At 70.0% G+C, this 21131-nt stretch carries 8 protein-coding genes; 5 read left to right on the top strand and 3 right to left on the bottom strand.

Annotation, left to right across the window (positions count from 1 at the left end):
* Nucleotides 1-127: 127 nt before the first annotated feature.
* The 4 genes from lnt (at nucleotide 128) to LDL21_RS13425 (ending at nucleotide 17373) form a co-directional block, all read left to right on the top strand.
* Nucleotides 128-1657, top strand: coding sequence for an apolipoprotein N-acyltransferase (gene lnt, locus LDL21_RS13440; RefSeq protein ID WP_225280352.1), 1530 nt, complete (start codon nucleotides 128-130; stop codon nucleotides 1655-1657).
* 199 nt (nucleotides 1658-1856) lie between these two features.
* The gene (locus LDL21_RS13435; RefSeq protein ID WP_225280293.1) at nucleotides 1857-15500 is read left to right on the top strand and encodes a non-ribosomal peptide synthetase; all 13644 of its coding nucleotides are present in this window, start codon (nucleotides 1857-1859) and stop codon (nucleotides 15498-15500) included.
* Nucleotides 15497-16486, top strand: coding sequence for an ATP-binding cassette domain-containing protein (locus LDL21_RS13430; RefSeq protein WP_181696337.1), 990 nt, complete (start codon nucleotides 15497-15499; stop codon nucleotides 16484-16486). Before LDL21_RS13435 ends, LDL21_RS13430 begins: the two co-directional genes overlap by 4 nt.
* Before the next feature lie 41 nt (nucleotides 16487-16527).
* Complete coding sequence (locus tag LDL21_RS13425; RefSeq protein WP_247606747.1) at nucleotides 16528-17373, top strand: ABC transporter permease; 846 nt, start codon at nucleotides 16528-16530, stop codon at nucleotides 17371-17373.
* A gap of 63 nt (nucleotides 17374-17436) precedes the next feature.
* Here the strand turns inward: LDL21_RS13425 and LDL21_RS13420 are convergent, their stop codons facing one another.
* Nucleotides 17437-17772 (bottom strand): RNA polymerase-binding protein RbpA, encoded by a 336-nt coding sequence (locus LDL21_RS13420; protein ID WP_067492212.1) that lies wholly within the window; start codon nucleotides 17770-17772, stop codon nucleotides 17437-17439.
* A gap of 245 nt (nucleotides 17773-18017) precedes the next feature.
* Here LDL21_RS13420 and LDL21_RS13415 point away from each other — a divergent pair, with 245 nt between their 5' ends.
* On the top strand, nucleotides 18018-18344 hold the full coding sequence (locus tag LDL21_RS13415) for a hypothetical protein (RefSeq protein WP_067492213.1): 327 nt from the start codon (nucleotides 18018-18020) through the stop codon (nucleotides 18342-18344).
* Between the two features lie 6 nt (nucleotides 18345-18350).
* Here LDL21_RS13415 and LDL21_RS13410 read toward each other — a convergent pair whose 3' ends face one another.
* Both LDL21_RS13410 and mqo read right to left on the bottom strand, forming a co-directional pair.
* Nucleotides 18351-19373: a hypothetical protein gene (locus LDL21_RS13410; RefSeq protein WP_225280291.1), complete on the bottom strand. Its 1023-nt coding sequence runs from the start codon at nucleotides 19371-19373 to the stop codon at nucleotides 18351-18353.
* A 191-nt stretch (nucleotides 19374-19564) separates the two neighbouring features.
* Nucleotides 19565-21103 (bottom strand): malate dehydrogenase (quinone), encoded by a 1539-nt coding sequence (gene mqo / locus LDL21_RS13405; RefSeq protein ID WP_225280290.1) that lies wholly within the window; start codon nucleotides 21101-21103, stop codon nucleotides 19565-19567.
* Nucleotides 21104-21131: the final 28 nt, after the last annotated feature.

Below are 21131 nucleotides of genomic sequence, written 5' to 3'. Positions count from 1 at the left end.
ATCCGAAACGAGCGATACTCACGGACCTGACGGCACGTCGCCGTCGGAGCGGAGCGCGGGGCGGGAAGGCGATGCCGGTTCCGATCGAGCGGTGGGGACGGCGACGGCTGGGGCCGTGTTCGGGCGGATGGCCCTGGCGGTGCTCGGTGGGGTGCTGCTGTTCGCCAGTTTTCCGCCGCGGCCGCTGTGGTTTCTCGCGCCGTTCGCCGTCGCGCTGCTGACGCTCGCCGTCCACGGAACGAGCAGGGTGCGGGCCGCGTTCGGGTACGGGATGCTCGGCGGGTTGGCGTTCTTCCTGCCGTTGCTGCCGTGGACCGGGATCTACGTGGGCCCCGTGCCGTGGCTGGCGTTGTCGACGGCGTGCGCGGTGTTCTTCGGGCTTTGGGGCGTGCTCGCGCGGTGGCTCGGCGGACTCCGCGGATGGCCCGTGTGGCTGGCGCTGGCGTGGACGGCGACCGAATGGGCGCGCTCGAATGTTCCCTTCGGGGGATTCCCGTGGGGGAGAATCGCTTTCGGGCAGGCCGACGGGTGGTACCTGCCCCTGGCGGCCTACGGTGGCGCCCCGCTGATCGGCTTCGCGGTGGCCCTCACCGGCACCGCGCTCGCCGCCCTCGTGCTGCGGGTGCGCGCCGGACAGCGCACTGTCGACAAGGGCATCGCGCTGACCGGTCTCGCCGTGATCGTCGCGCCGCTGGCCGGGCTCGCGCTGCGCCCCACCCTGCCCGCCCCCGACGACGGTCTGCGCACGATCACGGTCGCCGCCATCCAGGGCAGCGTGCCCCGGCTCGGCCTCGACTTCAACGCTCAGCGCCGCGCCGTCCTCGACAACCACGTCCGGCGCACCGAGGAACTGGCCGACAGCGTCGCACGCGGCCTGGAGCGCAAACCCGACATCGTGATCTGGCCCGAGAACTCCTCCGATATCGACCCGCTGCGCAATGCCGACGCCGCCGCCGTCATCACCCGCGCCTCCGAGCGCATCGGTGCCCCGATCCTCGTCGGCGCGGTCCTGGTGAACGGCGACCGGACCACCACCAACTCGGTGATCGTCTGGAACGGTGCCGCCGGACCGGGGGAGCGCCACGACAAGAAAATCATCCAACCGTTCGGCGAATACCTGCCGATGCGAAGTTTCTTCCGTTTGTTCTCTTCCTATGCCGATCGTGCGGGGTATTTCGTACCCGGCCACGGCGACGGCACCGTCACTGCCGCGAATGTCCGAATCGGCGTCGCTACCTGTTATGAGGTCGCCTTCGACCGGGCATTCCGGGAATCCCTTGCCGCGGGCGCGCAATTGCTGACTGTCCCGACCAACAACGCCACCTTCGGCGAGAGTGAAATGACGTATCAGCAATTGGCGATGTCGCGGGTGCGCGCGGTCGAACACGGACGGGCGCTCGTGGTCGCGGCAACCACCGGGGTCAGTGGAATCATCACCGCCGACGGCACTCTCACGCAGCACTCCGACCAAGTCGTCCCCGCGGCGCTGGTCGCCCAGCTACCATTGCGCGACACGGCGACGATCGCGACCAGGACCGGTGCGGCGCCCGAACTGGCGTCCGTTATCCTGACCGCGATCGGCGCGGGACTGCTCTTGGCCCGCCGCCGCCGAGCTAACCAGACGCAGGTTATGCGCGGCTCAGGAAATTCTGAATAAGCGGTTTGTTTTAACCCGGGGGAAGCGGCATCGAGTTGCTGCTACAGGGGTGTAATTCGTTGAGCGCGAAATAAATCCAGATCGGTAGCCATCCGGCCGCCGGAGTACTCCGAATCATGGGCGTGGATAGCCACGCCCTGGGCCGTCGTGTGCCCGGGCGCTGCTCGGGGAGTCGTGACACACCAGAACGGAGTGCTTGATGAGTTCATTGGCCACCGACCGCGTCAGCTCATGCGTCACCGACGAGGACTCGAGCCAGCCGTTCGCTTTGTCGCCCGGTCAGACGGCGCTGTGGTACGCGCAACGGATCAGGCCCGACATTCCGCTCACGATCGCGCACTACGTGGAACTGCACGGCGATCTCGACCCGGGCAGGCTGCTCTACGCCATCGAGCGATTCGGCGCCGAATCCCAGGTGGGACACGTGCGCCTACTCGAGATCGACGGCGTACCCCATCAGCGCGTCGATCCGAGTTGGCGGCCCGGCTGGGCCCGTATCGATCTGCGCGGCGAGCCCGATCCGCGCGCGGCCGCACTACGGTGGATGAACGAGCACGCCAGCACGCCCATCGACATGGAGAACGAGCCGCTCACCATCAATGTGGTGCTGCGTATCGGGGAGCGCGACTGGTTCTGGTATGAGCGCGGTCACCACATCGTGATCGACGGATACGGGGCGATGAACGCGCTCGCGCGCACCGCCGAGATCTACACCGCGGTCGGCGAGCAGCGCGAGCCCTCCGTGTCGCGCGCCGCCGCACTGGTCGACCTCTACGCCGACGAGTCGCGCTACCGCGAGTCCAGCCGATTCCACGCCGACCGCGAGTACTGGATGCAGCAACTCGCCGGTGTCGGCGAGCCGATGACTCTGTCGTCGGTGACGGCGACCGGCGACACCCACGACCCCGGCCGTCACCGCGCGACCGCCGTGCTCGACACCGACCTCGACACCCTGCTCACGCAGGCGATCACCGCGCACAATTCGGCCAATTCCGCGCTCATCGTCGCTGCCCTCGCCGCCTACGTCCGCTCGGTCACCGGCAATCCCGACGTGGTGCTGAGCCTGCCCGTCTCGGCGCGCACCACCGTGGCGTTGCGCCGCTCGGCGGGTGTGGTGTCCAACGTCGTTCCGCTGCGCGTGCGTTTCGACGAGAACACCACCGTCGCCGATGTGGTGCGCCAGACCGAACTGCAGATCACCGGCGCCCTGCGGCACCAGCGCTACCGCTCCGACGACATCCGCCGCGACTGCGGCTACTCGCGCGACGCACGTGGGTTCTTCGGGCCGATGGTCAACATCATGCTGTTCCACGACGAGCTGAAATTCGGTGATATCACCGGTCAGCTGCACGTGCTGGCGACCGGCCCTGTCGAAGACCTGTCCATCAATATCTACAACGGCGACGGCGGCCGCATCCAGCTCGACTTCGAGGCCAACCCCCGCCTCTACGGCGAGACCGAGAATTCGGCGCATCACGCCCGCTACCTGGACTTCCTCGCCCGGTTCCTGGCCGCCGCCCCCGACAGCCCGGCTCACGCGCTCAACGCCATCACCGCGACCGAACGCGAACGCGTGCTGCGGGAATGGAATGCCACCGAGATCCCGGTGCCCACCGGCACGCTCGTCTCGCTGTTCACCGACCAGGTGCGACGCAGCCCGCACGCCGTCGCGCTCGAGTACGGTGACCGCGCCATCGGCTACACCGAACTGTCCGAACGGGTGAACCAGCTGGCCCGCGAACTCATCGCGCGCGGTGCGGGCCCGGAGACCACCGTCGGCTTGTGCCTGCACCGCAGCATCGAGATGGTGATCGGTATGTACGCCGTGCTCGCCACCGGCGCCGCCTACCTGCCGATCGATCCGGAGCATCCGGTCGATCGCATCGATGCCGTTGTGGCACAGGCGGAACCGGTGTGTGTGCTGACCGCCGCTCGCGATGGTGTGCGGCTGCCCGCAGGTGCTGTGCGCGTGGATCTGGACACGCTCGACGTCACCGGGCACGACATCGCCCCCATCACCGACGCCGACCGCCGTGCGCCGCTGCGGCCCGAACACCCGGCCTACGTCATCTTCACCTCGGGATCCACCGGTAAGCCGAAGGGTGTGGCGGTCACGCACGCCGCCATCGTCAACCGGCTGCGGTGGATGCAGGCCGAATACCCGCTCGACCACAGCGACGCCGTGCTGCAGAAGACCCCGGCCACCTTCGACGTGTCGGTCTGGGAGTTCTTCTGGCCGTTGCAGGTCGGGGCTCGGCTGGTCGTCGCCGCACCCGGCGGGCACCGCGATCCGGCGTACCTGGCGCGAATCATCACCGAGAAGTCGGTCACCACAGCGCATTTCGTGCCGTCGATGTTGTCGTTGTTCGTCACCGATCCGCGCGTGCGCGGCGGTGCGAACCTGCGGCGGGTGTTCTGCAGCGGTGAGGCGCTGCCCGGCGCCACCGTCGCCGACTTCCATGCCGCGCTGCGCGGGCCGGAGCTGCACAACCTGTACGGGCCGACCGAGGCCGCTGTCGACGTCACCTACTGGCCGTGCCCGGTCGGGGCGACCACCGTGCCGATCGGCTCGCCGGTGTGGAACACCAAGACCTATGTGCTCGATCCGCAGCTGCGCCCGGTCCCGCCCGGCGTGGTCGGCGAGCTGTACCTCGCGGGCACCCAGCTGGCGCGCGGCTACCTCGGCAGGCCCGATCTGACGGCCGATCGGTTCGTCGCCAACCCGTTCACCCCCGGGCAACGCATGTACCGCACGGGCGACCTGGCCCGCTGGCAGCTCGACGGCGGCGTCCTGGAATACCTGGGGCGCACCGACTTCCAGGTCAAGATCCGTGGTCTGCGCATCGAGCTCGGCGAGGTCGAGTCCGCGTTGCTCGCCCAGCACGGTGTCGCCCGTGCCGTCTGCGTGGCGCGGACCAGCCGCACCGGCGACGACGAACTCGTCGCCTATGTGGTCGCCGCACCGGGCGCCGCCGCACCGGAGGTGGCGGCCTTGATGGCGGCGCTGCGCCGGGCGCTGCCCTCCTACATGGTGCCCTCGGCGCTGGTCGTGCTCGACGAACTGCCGCTGAGTGCCAACGGCAAGGTCGACCGCAAGGCACTGCCCGCCCCCGAGGTGGGTGTGCGGGTGACCACCGGGGCGGACGCACCGCAGACCGAGCTGGAATGCGCGCTCGCCGAGATCTTCACCGAGGTGCTCGCCCTCGACGGCACCGGAATCGGCGTGCAGGACAGCTTCTTCGACCTCGGCGGCAACTCGCTCGTCGCCGCGCGCGCCGTCGCCAGGATCAACACCACCCTCGACGCGAGCATCAGCATCCGGCATCTGTTCGAGGCCTCGACCATCGCGTCGCTGGCCGAGTACATCAGCACCCACCGGCCCGAGACCTCCACGCCCGAGCTGGTTCCCGCGACCCGGCCGGAACGGGTGCCGCTGTCGCTGGCCCAGCAGCGGCTCTGGATCCTCAACCGGTTCGCCGAACACGCCGCCGCCTACAACATGCCGCTGGCGCTGCGGCTGACCGGTCGGCTCGACCTCGCCGCCCTGCGGGCCGGCCTCCGAGACGTGCTCGACCGCCACGAAAGCCTGCGCACCAGCTTCCCCGACGGCCCGGAGGGGCCGTACCAGCTGATCCATCCCGCCGCCGCCGTGGCACCCGATCTCGTCGCGCACGACGGGGACGGCCGCATCGACGACCTCGTCGCCGAGGTCGCCGGGCGCGGCTTCGACCTGCGCGGCGAGACTCCGCTGCGGGTGGTGCTGTACCGCCTGGCCCCGGACGAGCATCTGCTGGTCGTGGTGCTGCACCACATCTGCGGTGACGGCTGGTCGGTAGCTCCGCTGGCCAGGGATCTGATGACCGCCGTCGCCGCCCGCGCCGAGGGCAACGCGCCACGGTGGACGCCGCTGCCCGTGCAGTACGCCGATTTCGCACTGTGGCAACGGGAACTGCTCGGTGACGAGACCGACCCGGAGGCACCGCTGGGGCGTCAGCTCGGGCACTGGCGCCGGGCTCTTGCCGGGCTGCCCGATCAGCTCGACCTGCCGCTCGACCGCCCGCGCCCGCTGCGACGGACCACCGGCGGCGACACGGTCGCCTTCACCATCGATGCCGAAACGCGCCGCGCGGCAAGCCAGCTCGCCAGCGGCCGCGGGGTGAGCATGTTCATGGTGCTGCACGCCGCGCTGGCCACCGTGCTCGCGCGCGTGTGCGGCAGCACCGACATCACCATCGGCACCCCGATCGCGGGACGCTCCGATCCGGCGCTCGACGAACTCGTCGGCATGTTCGTCAACACCCTCGTGCTGCGCACCGATGTCGACCTCGGCGCCGGTTTCGACCGGGTGCTCGACCAGGTCCGCGAAACCGACCTCGACGCCTTCGCCAACCCCGATGTGCCCTTCGAACGGCTCGTCGAACTGGTGAACCCGGACCGGTCGACCAACCGGCATCCGCTGTTCCAGGTGATGCTGTCCTACGACCGCACCCCCGAGCTGCGCGTCGAACTGCCCGGTGTGGCCGCCGAACTCGTGCCGGTGCAGACCGGTGTCGCCAAGTTCGATCTGCAGCTCGAGGTACGCGACAACCACGGTGACGGGCCGCTGCACGCCGAATTCGGGTATGCCACCGATGTTTTCGATCGCTCGACCGTCGAGGCCATCGCCCGCCGGTTCACCACCATGCTGCGGTCCGCGCTGGCCGCGCCGCAGGAACCGATCGGTGATCTGCCGCTGCTCGACCGTCGCGAGATCGCGCGGCTCGTGCCCGTGGCGGGCGCACCGGCCGAACCGGCCGACACCCTCGCCCGCCTGCTCGCCGATACCGCCCAGCGCCTGCCCGATTCGGCCGCGGTGCGCTATCTCGGGCTCGACACGACCTACCGGGAGCTCGACGAGCGCTCGAACAGGTTGGCGCGCAGCCTGATCGCGCACGGCGCGGGCCCCGAGTCGGTGGTGGCGGTGGCGTTGCCGCGTGGGCTGGAATCGATCATCGCCATCTGGGCGGTCGCCAAGACCGGTGCCGCGTACGTGCCGGTCGACCCGGCGTACCCCAGCGAGCGCATCGCGCACATGATCGGCGACTCGGGGGCGGTGCTGGGGCTCACCCTGCCCGAACACCTCGCCGCGCTGCCGACCACCGTCGGCAAGCACCGCCGGGCGCCGGAATGGCTGGTGTTCGGGACCGCAGCCTTCGAAGCCGACTGCGCACACCGCTCGGCCGCGCCTGTGCGCGATATCGAGCGCACGCACCCGATGCGGCCGACCCAGCCCGCGTACCTGATCTACACCTCGGGCTCCACCGGCCTGCCCAAGGCGGTTGTCGTCACCCATGCGGGCATCTCGTCGCTGGCCAGCGAGCAGACCCAGCTGTTCCGGGTGACCGATGCCGCCCGTACCCTGCACTTCTCCTCACCGAGTTTCGACGCGTCGGTGCTGGAGTTGCTGCTCGGCTTCGCCGCGGGCGCGACCGTCGTCGTCGCTCCCGCCGACCTGTACGGCGGCGCCGAACTGGCGGGATTCCTCCGCTCGGAACGGATCACGCACGCGTTCATCACCCCGGCCGCCCTGGCGACCGTGCCCGCCGGTGAGTTCCCCGAACTCAACACCGTCATCGTCGGCGGCGAGGCCTGCTCCGACGAACTGGTCGACACCTGGGCCGGTCGATACCGGATGCACAACATGTACGGCCCGTCGGAGGCGACCGTCGCGGTCACCGCGAGCGCAGCCATGGTGCCCGGCGAGCCGGTGCCGCTCGGTGCGCCCGTGCGCGGGATGCGCTTGTTCGTCCTCGATTCCCGGCTGCACCCGGTGCCGCCGGGGACTCCGGGCGAACTGTATGTGTCCGGTCCCGGTGTAGCGCGTGGGTACCTGGGCAAACTCGGGCTCACCGCGCAGCGCTTCGTCGCGAATCCGCACGGCCGTGTGGGCGAGAGGATGTACCGGACCGGCGATCTCGTGGTCGCCGACGCCACCGGTCGCCTGCGTTTCCTCGGGCGCGCCGACGACCAGATCAAGATCCGTGGCTTCCGTATCGAGCTGCGCGAGATCGACCATGTGCTGCGCGAACACCCGGGAGTGCGCTCGGCGACGACCGTGGTGCACGTCGACGATCACGGTCAGCAGCGGCTCGCGTCCTACGTCACCGCCGACGGGCCGATCGAACCGGCGGCCGTGCTCGACACCGCGCGCGGCAGACTGCCCGGTTACATGGTGCCCGCCGCGCTGGCGGTGCTCGACCGGATGCCGGTGACCCCGGCGGGCAAATTGGACCGAAAGGCCCTGCCCGCACCGGAATTCGCGGCAGCAGGCGGATCGCGCGCTCCGCGTACCCACCTCGAGATGCGGGTGGCCGCGGTGTTCACCGAGATCCTCGGCAGGCCGGTGCCCGGCGCGGAGGACAGCTTCTTCGACATCGGCGGCAATTCGCTGCTCGCCACCCGGCTGGCCGCGGCGTTGCACGCCGACTTCGAGGTCGATTTGCCGGTGCGCCAGATCTTCGAGGCGCCGACGGTGGCGGGCATCGCCGGTTTGATCGCGGAAGCGCCCCGGACGCAGCGGGTGGCGCTGGCGGTACACACCCCGCGCCCGGGACGCATACCACTGTCGCTGCCGCAGCAACGACTGTGGTTCCTCAACCGATTGTCGCCCGAATCCAGCGCCTACAACATCGCTTTCGTCTTGCGAATCGGCGGCGATCTGGATATCGACGCATTGCGCGGCGCGGTCACCGACCTGGTGCAGCGGCACGAGGTGCTGCGCACGGTCTTTCCCGAGGACCTCTCCGGCGCCCAGCAGGTGGTCTTGCCGACGGCCGGGTCGGTGCCGGCGATCGAGCCCGTCGACACCGAACCCGCACGGGCCGAGGAGATGCTCGCCGAGTTCGCCAGGCAGGGCTTCGACCTGACCCACGAGACGCCGTTGCGAGTCTCGTTGCTGCGCACCGGGACTCAGGAATACCTGCTCGGCGTGGTCGTGCACCACATCGCCGCGGACGGGTGGTCGCTCGGCCCGTTGACCAAGGATCTCGCGGTGTCGTACGTGGCGCGTGCCGGTGGCAGCGTTCCGGTGCGGGAACCGCTGCCGGTGCAGTACGCCGACTTCAGCCTGTGGCAGCGGGCCGTGCTCGGCGCCGAGGACGACCCGGACAGCATCGCCGCCACCCAGCTCGCGTTCTGGCGCGAGACACTGGCCGAACTGCCCGACGAACTGCCGTTGCCGTTCGACCGACCGCGTCCGGCCGAACCGGTCGGCACGGCGGCCACCGTGGTGTGCCCGGTGTCGGCGCCGTTGCGTGAGGCGATGGAGGAGCTGGCGGCCGAGACCGGTGTCAGCCTGTTCATGGTCGTCCGTTCGGCGCTCGCGGTGCTGCTGCGCGGGGTCACCGGCGGTCGCGACATCCCGATCGGCACCCCGGTCGCCGGACGCACCGACATCCAGCTCGACGAGCTGGTCGGCATGTTCGTCAACACCCTCGTGTTGCGCTCCGACGTCGACCCCGGCGCCAGCTTCACCGAACTGCTGCACGCCGACCGCGATTCGGAGCTGGCCGCGCTCGCGCACGCCGACCTGCCGTTCGAACGGGTCGTCGACGCGCTCGGCCGCGACAGCCGGGCCAACAACCGGCACCCGCTGTTCCAGGTGGCGCTGAGCATGCAGGACGACAGCGCACCGGAACTGGAATTGCCGGGCTTGCGATTGCGCGCCGAGGAACTCGACATCGCCCGCGCCAAGTTCGACCTGGAACTGCGGGTGGCCCCCGACGGCGACGGACAGCGCTTCGAATTCGTCTACTCCACCGAGCTTTTCGACCGGGCGACGATCGAGACGCTGGCCACCCGGTTCGCGGCGATCCTCACCCAGGTGACCGCCGACCCGCGCAGGCTGGTGTCCGATATCGACCAGCTCACCGTCGCCGAACATCGCGCGCTCGTCCCGGCGCAGGGTCCGGCGCTGGTCACCCCGGTGGTGCTGTCCGACATCATCGACCGGGCCGCCGACTGGTACCCGCACAGGCCCGCGCTGCGGTGGTTCGCCGGCGGCAGCGTGGCGGGCGAGGTCGGTGAACTCGACTACGACGAGGTGGCCCGACGTGCCCACCGGCTCGGTCGCGCCCTCATCGCACGGGGCATCGGCACCGGCGATCGGGTCGCCGTCGGCCTCACCCGGTCGCTGGACTGCGCGCTCGCCATCTTCGGTGTCGCCGCGAGCGGTGCCGCGTTCGTGCCCGTCGACCCGCGCTACCCGGCCGACCGGGTGCGGCACATGCTCACCGACTCCGGTGCGCGCGCCGTGCTCACCACGAGCGCCGACGCCCCCGCCCTGCGCGAGGCCGCCGGACCGCTCGACACTCGATGGCTGCTGGTCGACGATCCCGACCTGCACACCGAGCTGGCCGGATACGACGACGCCGCGATCCGTGATGCCGAACGCATCCGCCCCATCCACACCGCCGACCTGGCGTACCAGATCTACACCTCCGGTTCCACCGGTCTGCCCAAGGGCGTCACCGTCACCCACGGTGGTCTGGTCAGCCTCGCGCTCGATCTGCGCGAGCGGATGGGCCTCGACCGGTTCGCCAGGACGTTCTTCTTCTCCACCCCGAGCTTCGACGTCTCCGTGCTCGACATGCTGCTCGCGGTGTACTCCGGCGCGGAGATGGTGATCGGCCCGATCGACGTCTACGGCGGCGACGAACTCGGCGCCCTGCTGGAGCGTGAGGAGATCACCCACACCTTCCTCACCCCCGCCGTACTCGCCTCGATCGATGCGAGCCGCTGGCCGCTGCCGCGCCTGCGCGGGCTGATGGCCGGTGGCGAGGCCGTGCCGCCGGATCTGGTGGAGAACTGGGCGCCCGGGCGCCGATTCGTCAACGCCTACGGGCCGACGGAGTTCACCGTCATCGCGGCCATGTCGGAGCTGCGGGTGGGTGTGCCGGTGACCATCGGTACACCGGTGCGCGGATCGCGGGCCCTGGTGCTCGACGAGCGGTTGAAACCGGTCGTGACCGGGGTTCCCGGTGAGCTCTACATCGGTGGTGCGGGTATCGCCCAGGGCTACCACCAGCGGTTCGGGCTCACCGCGTCGCGCTTCGTCGCCGACCCGTGCGGGCCCGCGGGCAGCCGGATGTACCGCACCGGCGACGTGGTGCGCTGGACCGCCACCGGCGAACTGGACTACCTGGGCCGCAGCGACCACCAGGTGAAGGTGCGTGGTTTCCGCATCGAGCTCGGTGAGATCAGTGCCGTGCTCGGCAGCCATCCCGATGTCCGTTTCGCCCACACCGAGGTGCGCACCATCGCGGGTGACGACCGGATCGTCGCCTGGGTGCAGCTGGGTGAAGACGCGGTCCCGGCCGATCTGGCCGACGTGCGCAATCACGCCGTCAAACACCTGGCCGGGCATATGGTTCCGGCCTCGCTGAACCTGATCGACGCCGTGCCGCTCACACCCGTCGGCAAGCTCGACCGGACGGCACTGCCCGAACCAGAATTCACCGTCGCGGCGGGCCGCGCCCCGCGCACCGAGTCCGAACGCCTGGTGGCCAGGGTGTTCGCCGATCTGCTCGGCGTCGAGGACGTGTCGGCCACCGACAGCTTCTTCGACATCGGCGGCAACTCGCTGCTGGCCACCCAGCTGGTCGCCCGGCTGGCGGCCGCGAGCAATGTGCGCCTCGAGGTGCGTACCGTGTTCGCCGCACCGACCGTCGCCGAGCTCGCGGCGCTGGTGGAGACCGGGCCGTCCGGTGACGAAGGCCGCCCGGACCTGGTGAAACAGGATCGCCCGGAACGGATCCCGCTCTCGGCGGCCCAGCGCAGGCTGTGGTTCCTCAACCGGTTCAACGCCGGTGCGCAGGACCAGTCCGCCGGTGCGTACAACATCCCGGTGGTGCTGCGGTTGCACGGTCCGATCGACCTCGACGCACTCATCGCCGCCCTGCACACGGTGCAACGCAGGCACGAGACGTTGCGCACGGTGTTCCCGGAAACGGCGGGCGAGCCGCAGCAGCTGGTGCTCGACCCGCAGATCGCGGCGGTCACTCTCTTCCATGCGAGTGCGACACCGCACGAGGTCGACGCCGCCGTCGCCCGTTTCGCCGCACCTGGCTTCGACCTGTCGGTCTCGGTGCCGTTGCGGGCCGCGCTCATCACCGTCGACCGCACCGGGCTGCCGGTGCCCGCCCAGGCCAAACTGGCCGTCGCCGGGTCTCAGGAGCACGTGCTCGTGCTGGTGGTGCACCACATCGCCATGGACGGGTGGTCGCTGGAACCGCTCGCCGCCGAGGTGGCCGCCGCATACCGTGGCATCCGCGCCGGTGAACCGTTCGGCGAACCGATCCCCGAGATCCAGTACGCCGACTACACGCTGTGGCAGCAGCAGCTGCTCGGCACCGAGGACGACGAGAACTCGCTGATCCGCAAGCAGCTCGATCACTGGCGCGACACCCTCGACGGGCTGCCCGAACTGCTCACCGTGCCCGCCGATCGGTCGCGCCCGCCGGTGCCCTCCTACCGGGGCGGCACCGTGGACTGCGCGGTCGACGCCGCCACCCACCGGGCGCTGCGCGGGATCGCCGCCGCCAACAACGTCAGCATGTTCATGGTGCTGCACGCCGCGCTCGCGGTGCTGCTGCACCGGGTGACGGGCACCGACGACATCGTCGTCGGCACCGCCAGCGCGGGACGTGGTCATCCGGCGCTCGACGCGCTGATCGGCATGTTCGTCAACACCCTTGTGCTGCGCACCGAGGTGTCCGACGACCGCGCCTTCGTCGACCTGCTGCGCACCGTGCGCGACCGCGACCTCGACGCCTTCGCCCATGCCGACCTGCCGTTCGAGCGGCTGGTCGAGGTGCTCAATCCCGCGCGCTCGCAGGCGCATCACCCGCTGTTCCAGGTGATGCTCTCGGTGCGCAACAACCCGGTGCGGATGCTGGAACTGCCCGGCCTGCGGATCGAGGCGGTCGACGCCGACGCCGGCATCGCCAAGTTCGATCTGCAGTTCACCTTCACCGAGACCCAGACCGGTGATCGCGTCGGTGACGGCATCACCCTGTCGGTGAACTACGCCGCCGACCTGTTCGAGGAGGTCACCGCGCGCCGCCTCGGCGACCGCCTGGTGCGGCTGCTCACCGCTGTCGCCGCCGACCCGAACACCGCCGTCGGCGACCTGGCCCTGCTCGACGCGGTCGAGTGGACCGCGCTGGCACCCGTCCACGGTGCCCGGCCCGACACCCCGGTCACCCTGGCCGAGGTGTTCGACGCCGCGACGGCGCGGGCCCGCGACGGTGTGGCGCTCAGCGCGGGCGACACCGTGGTCACCTACGACGCCCTCGACCGCTGGACCAACCGGCTCGCCCGGCTGCTCATCGGACAGGGCATCGGCCCGGAAAGCCTTGTCGCGCTCGGTATTCCGCGCTCGGTGGAGTCGGTGGCGACCATGCTGGCCGTCGCCAAGGCCGGGGCCGCGTTCGTACCGGTCGATCCCAACTACCCGGCGCAGCGGATCAGCCACATGCTCACCGACTCCGGCGCCGCGATCGGGCTGACCCTGCTCGCGCACCGCGACCAGCTGCCCGGTGACTGCCGGTGGCTGGTGCTCGACGACCCGCACACCCGCGCCACCGTGCTCGGCACCGACGACGCGCCGATCACCGACGCGGACCGGGTCCGGCCGCTGCGCCTGGCCAACCCGGCCTACGTGGTGTACACCTCCGGGTCGACCGGCACCCCGAAGGGTGTGGTGGTCACCCACGGCGGCATCTCGAACTTCGCCGCCGAATGCGCCGACCGCTACGACGTGCGACCGGGCAGCCGGGTGCTGCACTTCGCCACCCCGAGCTTCGACGGGTCGATGCTCGACATCCTGTTCGCGCTCGGTGGGGCGGGCACCCTCGTCATCACGCCCGCGGGCATCGTCGGTGGCGAAGAACTGCGTCAGCTGTTCATCCGGGAGCGGATCACGCACGCCTTCATCACCACCGCGGCGCTCGGCACCGTCGATCCGACGGGTGTGCATTCGCTCGCGCACATCCTGACCGGTGGTGAGGCGCTGCCGCCGGACCTGCTCGCCCGCTGGGCGCCGGGGCGCAACTTCTACAACGTCTACGGGCCGACCGAGACGACCATCGTCACCCTGATGCCGCAACCGATGAGCCCGCAGGGTCCGATCACCATCGGCGGTCCCATCCGCGGTGTCTCGGCCACGGTGCTCGACCGGCGGTTGCACCCCACCCCGATCGGCGTCACGGGCGAATTGCAGTTGGCCGGTGCGGCGCTGGCCCGCGGCTACCACAATCGGCCGGGGCTCACCGCGCAGCGTTTCGTCGCCAATCCCTACGGTGCGCCCGGTGAACGCATGTACCGCACCGGTGACCTGGTGCGCTGGCGTGACGGCAGGAAGTCGGCGCTCGACGTGGAATACGTCGGCCGCACCGACCACCAGGTAAAGGTGCGCGGGTTCCGGATCGAACTCGGCGAGATCGACGTGGCCTTCGCCCGGCACCCCGACGTGGAGCTGGCGCTCACCGTCGGGCACACCACTCAGGCCGGGGTCACCGCGCTGGTGTCGTATGTGAAGGCCCGCGCGGGCGCGTCGCCGACGGTGCCCGAACTGCTCGAGCACATCGGTGCGCACGTGCCCAATTACATGGTGCCGCAGGCGATCATGCTGCTCGACGAGGTGCCGCTCAGCCCGGTCGGCAAGCTCGACCGTGCCCGGCTGCCCGAACCGGTGTTCACCGCCTCGGGCGGGTACCGCGCGCCGGTGACGCCTGCCGAGGTGGCGCTGTGTGCCGCCTTCGCCGAGGTGCTCGGTGTCGAGCGGGTCGGCGCCGACGACGGGTTCTTCGAACTGGGTGGCAACTCGCTGCTGGCCACCAAAGTCGTCGCGGCACTGCGGGAGCAGGGCTACGAGATGCCGGTGCAGATGATGTTCGGCGATGCCACACCGGCCGCCATCGCCGCCCGGCTCGACGGCGCGGACCCGGCGGACGTGATGGCCGCCGCCCTGGAACCGGTGCTGCCGATCCGCCCGTCGACCGGGCCGCATGACACCCCGCTGTTCTGTGTGCACCCGGCCATCGGCCTGGCCTGGTGCTACTCGGGGCTGCTCGCACACCTGGCTCCCGATCGTCCCGTGTACGGGCTGCAGGCCCCGCACGTGTCCGGTCAGGACAGCTTCACCTCCATCCCGGAGGCCGCGGGTCACTACGTGGCCAATATCCGGGCGATCCAGCCGCACGGGCCGTATCACCTGCTCGGCTGGTCGCTCGGCGGGCTCATCGCCCAGGAGATCGCGGTGCAGCTGCAGGAACTGGGCGAGGACGTGGCGCTGCTGGCGATGATGGACAGCTACCAGCTCGGCGACCGCTGGCTCGACACCGCGATGCCGAGCGTCGCCGACATCCTCGGCGAGTTCGGTGCCGACCTCGTCGACGGCGCACCACTGCCCGCCGACCTCGACCTGCACGAAGCGGCCGATCTGCTGCGGGCACAGCCGGGGCCGTTCGCGGCACTGTCGGTGGACAATCTGCAACGCCTCTACACCGGGTACGCCGACGGGACGGTGATGGCCAACGCGTTCCGGCCGCGCACCTTCGACGGCGATCTGCTGTTCTTCACCGCGGCGGCGGACGAGATCAATGCCGCCGATCCCGCCAGGCGGGCCGGTTCCTGGCAACAGTTCGTCACCGGCACCATCCACAACCACGACCTGCCCTGCAGGCACGCGGCGATGACCACACCGGAGGCGCTGGCGGCGATCGGCCCCGTGCTGCACCGCCACCTCGACGGGGTGCCCGGGATCACCGTGTGCGGCGGCGCCGAGAAGGAGATGCGTCCGTGAGTCTGGCGGTAGAAGTGCGCGGCCTCGCCAAGAGTTTCGGCAAGGTGCGCGTACTGAAGGAGATCGACCTCGAGATACCGGCGGGCACGGTGCTCGGCCTGCTCGGGCCCAACGGCGCGGGCAAGACGACCACCGTGCGGATCGTCACCACCCTGCTTCGCCCCGACGCGGGCACGGTGCGCGTGGCGGGGGTCGATGTGCTGGCCGATCCGGCCGCGGCCCGCACCCGCCTCGGGTTGTCCGGCCAGTACGCGGCGGTCGACGCGAACCTGACCGGATACGAGAACCTGCGCATGGTGGCGCGCCTCTACGGCATGTCGAAGAAGCAGGCCACCGAACGTGCCGAGGAATTGCTCACCGCGCTCGGTCTCGACCACGCGGCGAGCCGACGCGCGGGCACCTACTCGGGCGGTATGGCCCGGCGCCTCGACCTGGCCGGTTCTCTCGTCGCACGGCCGCCGGTGGTCGTGCTCGACGAACCGACCACCGGCCTCGATCCCCGGGGGCGCCTGGATATGTGGAAGGTGATCGGCGACCTCGTCGACGACGGCACCACGGTGCTGCTCACCACCCAGTACCTGGAGGAAGCCGACCTGCTCGCCGACCGGATCACCGTGATCGACAAGGGCACCGTCATCGCCCGTGGGTCCGCCGACGAACTCAAGACCTCCATCGGCGGCGACCGGCTCACGGTCACCCTGGCCGCCGGGCAGAGTCCCGACCTCGCGGTCTCGGTCCTCGATCAGGTGGGTGTCGGCACGCCGATCCACGAGCCGGGCAGCGACGAAGTATCGGTGGTGGTCGGTAACGGTTCCCGCACGATGGTCGAGGCCCTGCGCCGGCTCGACGACGCGGGGGTGTGCGTGCTCGACGCCGTCGTGGTCCGCCCGACCCTCGACGACGTGTTCCTCTCGCTCACCGGAACCCCGGCCGAACCGGCCACCGAACCCGAAACCGACGACGTGCCAGAGGAGATCCTGTCGTGAGCGTGGCCCCCGACGTCGAGGCGGACAACGACACCCGCGAAATGCCCATCACCCCGGGCTCCTCGCGGCCCGCTGCCGCCGACCAGACCCCGCCGCGGGCCCGGTTCCTGCGCGACAGCGCGATCGTGGCCTACCGCAACCTGCTCACCATCCTGCGGGTGCCGACGCTGCTGGTGACCGCGACCATCCAACCGTTGATGTTCGTGTTCCTCTTCGCCTACATCTTCGGCGCGTCCCTGGGCGGTGACCAGTACCGCGAGTTCCTGCTCGCGGGCATCTTCACCCAGACCGTGGCGTTCAACGCCGCGTTCACCACGGTCGGGCTGGCCGGTGACCTGCAGAAGGGGATCATCGACCGGATGCGAACGCTGCCGATGTCGCGGCTCGCGGTGCTGATGGGCCGCACACTGTCCGATCTGGTGGTCAATGTGGCGAGCCTGGGGGTGATGGTGATCTGCGGGTACATCGTGGGCTGGCGGATCAACGGCAGCATCGCCGACGCCGCACTGGCCTTCGCCATCATCCTGCTGTTCGCCTTCGCCATGTCCTGGGTCGGCGCGTTGACCGGGCTCATCTCGCCGACCGTCGAGGTGGCGCAGAGCGCGGGCCTGATCTGGATGTTCCCGCTGTCGTTCATCTCCTCGGCGTTCATCTCCGCCGAGACCCTGCCCGGTCCGCTGCGCACCATCGCCGAATGGAATCCGATCACCGCCGTCTCGGCCGCCGGGCGCAAACTGTTCGACAACTCCGCACCGCCGTCGTTCGCCCCGGCCACCGGCTGGGCAGCCGACAACTGCATCCTCTACGCGGTGATCTGCTCGCTGGTCATCCTGGCCGTCGCCATGCCCGCTGCGTTGCTGCAGTACCGAAAAGTAGCCAGTCACTGACGAGATGAAACGGCGAAGGCCGCCTTCCCGAGGGGAGGCGGCCTTCGCCGTTGTCGCCGGTGGCTAGCCGCGGCGGCGGGACTTGAGCAGGTCGAGGCGCTCCTTGAGCAGCTCCTCGAGCTCCTCCTTGCTGCGACGCTCCAGCAGCATGTCCCAGTGGGTGCGCGGCGGCTTCACCTTCTTGGTTTCGACCGAGGTGCCCTCCATGAGCTGCCCCTCCTGGCCATTACGGCACAACCAGGTGGGCGGGATCTCCGCGTCGTCGGCGAACGGGACGTCGAATTCCTCACCGTTGTCGGTGCGGTAGCGGGCGATCCGGCGCGGGGCCAGGTCATGGTCGCGATCGGTCTCGTAGCTCACCGCTCCGAGCCGACTGCCCCGGAGTACGCGATCTGCCATGTGTGCTCCTGTGTCTTTGGCGGCTGGCGCCGCGTGGTTGTCGGCCTGTTCCCCGCACCCTCTGGTCAGTCCAGATCGAGGCGGCCGACAACCGGTACGTGGTACTACCGTTCAACGCGCGGGAAGACTGAACTGTTCCATTGTAGTCGCTACGGCCGGGGTGGCCGTCGGACCCACTGGGTGAGTGCCCGCTCAGCGAGACCTGAACCGCCGGATCGGTCGTGGGGCCGCTAGGGTTTCGCAGCATGTCGCGCAGTCGCCTGCTGTCCTGCTCGTGGTGCGGGCGGGAGATCGTCGATTCCGAATCGGGTCGGCGTCGCCGCTATTGCCGTCAGTCGTGTCGGCAACGTGCCTACGAACACCGCACGAGTCTCAAGGGGACGGGGATTCCCGAGGACGCGGTGGTGCTCACCGCCCAGGAGGCCGCCGACCTGGCCGATCGGTGGTTCGCGGCGCGCTGCGCGGCCGAGGACGTGGCGACGGCTGTGGCCGAGGGCGCGGATCAGGCCGAGCTGGCGCAGCTGAGTGCGACGCTCGTGCAGTTGACCAAGGAAGCCGAACGCCTGCGCTGACAGGGGCTAGGCCGGGTCGGCCGGTGTCTCGCGGGAACGTAGGTAGATCGCGGTGACACCGGCGGCGACGAACCCGGTCAGCCCGAGCGTCGCGCCGACCGTGGCGAGGTCGGGAGCGGTGAGGGGCTGACCGCGCAGTGCCTGCCAGAACACGAGAGTGAGCAGTCCGGCGTACCCCATGGCGGCGACGCCGACCAGTGCGGCGCGGGTCCGCTCGGTCCGCAGCCACCGATAGCGGGCGGCGAGCGCGGTCAGTGCGACGGCCAGGACCAGCAGCACCTGGATGCCGTGCAGTCCGACGAAATGCGGGATCCGCAGATCGCCACCGGTGGTACTCCAGTGGGTGATCGGCATCGCGCCGAGCCCGTCTCGGGCGGCGTCGGCGGGGGAGCCCGGCACGACCGTGTGCCCCGCCATCAACCCGATCACGGTGCCGTCGGCCTGACGCACCAGCTGTGCGCCGGTGAAGCCCATCAGATACCCGAGCATCATGCCTGCCACCGCCAGCCACAATCCGGCCTTCAAGGCGATCGCGGTCGGACGATCGGTGAGCTTCTGCCACGAGATGATCACCACCAGAACGAGATTCGCCAGGAACAGGCCGGGGACACCGGAGGCGAAGACCTGCTGGCCGATCTGGTTGACCGGATCGGCGGCGGTATTGAAATGGCTGAAGGTCCCGCGCGCCGCCTGTAGCGCGATGAAGCCGACGTCGAGCACCCCGGTGACCGCGAAGACGGTACCGAGCCACCAGGTGGCCCGCCGACCCCGATGCGGCAACCGCAGTATCCAGGCCAGCGTCATGCCGTAGACGGCGAACGCGAAACCGAACTTCGCCGGTTTGAGCCACACCGATTCACCGAGCAGCAACCGGTGGTCGACGACCATGCCGATCATCGACACCACGACCAGCGCGGACATCAGGGCCGAATTGACCAACAGCGGGCCGTGCCAGGGTGCCTGCTCGCTCCTCGGCCCGGTCTGGAGCCGGAAGCGGGACAGGGTGTGGGTGAGGTCGATCGTCGCCATGTCCCGACGGTAGAAATGCCGTGCGCCCCAGCACCTCCCGCTGCGGAACGGTCCGGGTACCCCTACCGCCGTACTATGCCGACCTCACCCCTGGCTCACCCGTGGGACGACCCCTAGAACTCGGTGCGTGCCTCACCCCTGAGCGAGCCTGCGGCGCGGTGACCATTCCAGGGCGCGCGGTTGCCGGAGTGTCAGCTGTCGCTGGAGGCATCGTCCAGCGAAATCTGTTGGGCGACAAGGGAGAGCGCAGTAGCCAACGGAATCCCCGCCGAATTCGCCTCCGGGGCGTCCGGCAGGAGCTCGGTGAGCAACGGCGCCCACTCGTGGCGTCGCGCGGGAAAGCAGCGATCGAGCAGATCGCGCATGATGTCGGGGGCGATGGAGGCGCCGGGGGAGGCGCCGAGCAGACCGGCGATCGTACCGTCGGCCCCGGTGACGAGTTCGGTGCCGAACTGGAGTTCCCCGCCGAAGCGCCCGTCGGGTTTCACCAGCTGCGCGCGCTGCCCGGCCTGGATCAGTTCCCAGTCGGCGGCGTCGGCGGTGGGATAGAACCGCCGCAGCTCGGCGAACTTGTCCCGACGCGAAGCCAGCAGCTGACCGAGCAGATAGCGCCCGAGGTGCAGATTCCGCAAGCACGCGGACAACAGTGGCACCACATTGTGCGGGCGCACGGTGGTGAACAGGTCGGTGAGGGACCCGTGGCGCAGCAACCGGGTGCTGAAAGTGGCGTACGGGCCGAACATCAACGCGGCCGACCCGTCGACCTCCCGCCGATCCAGATGCGGCACCGACATCGGCGGCGCGCCGAGCGAGGCCTGGCTGTACACCTTCGCCTCGTGCTCGGCGACCACATCGGGATCACCGGTCCGCAGGAACTGCGCGCCCATCGGCAGCACCGCGTACCCGCGCACCTCGGGCAGCCGGGCCCGCTGCAGCAGCCGCAGCGCGTAACCGCCCGCGCCGACGAACACGAACCGGGTGCGAACCCGGAACGTCCGCCCGGAATCCAGATCGCGCCCACGCACGGTCCACAGCCCGTCGGCGCCGCGCCGCAAGCCGGTGATCTCGCGATGCAACCGCACCGGATTGCCCGCCTCGGTCATCGTCGCCAGCAACGCCCTGGTGAGGGCGCCGAAGTCGATATCGGTACCGCCGGTGTGCCGGGTCGCCGCCATCGGTTCGTCGTCGGCCCGTCCGCGCACCAGCAGCGGCGCCCACGCACCGATCACCGCGCGATCCTCGGTGTACTCCATCTCGGCGAAGGCGGGCAGCTCGCGCAGGGTGGCCCAGCGACGCCGCAGGTAAGCGATATCGCGGTCGCCGAAGACCACGGTCACGTGCGGCGTCGATGTCAGGAAGGCCCCGAGGGGACTGCGCTCGGCCGACGCGCCGGCTGCGTCCGGGTCGGGGAACGCGCCGCGCGCGGCCAGCGCCGACCAGAACCGCCGGGACAGGGCGAACTGCTCGGCGATCCGCGCGGCGGCGCTCGCGTCGTCCGGGTCGGGCATGTAGTTGAGCTCGCACAGCCCGGAGTGCCCGGTGCCCGCGTTGTTCCACGCGCCCGAACTCTCACCCGCCGGTTCCCCGAGGCGCTCGAACAGTGCGATCGACCAGTCGGGGGCGAGAGTGCTCAGCAGCGCGCCGAGGGTGGCCGACATGATGCCGCCGCCGATCAGTACCGCGTCGAGAATGTCGTCTCCGCAACCGGATTCGTGTGTCCTGGCATCCATGTCGAACCTCCCGATAAGCCGTGTACCG

This window comes from Nocardia rosealba (assembly GCF_020216065.1).
GTDB lineage: Bacteria > Actinomycetota > Actinomycetes > Mycobacteriales > Mycobacteriaceae > Nocardia > Nocardia rosealba.
This window is presented reverse-complemented; position numbering and strand designations above follow the sequence as displayed.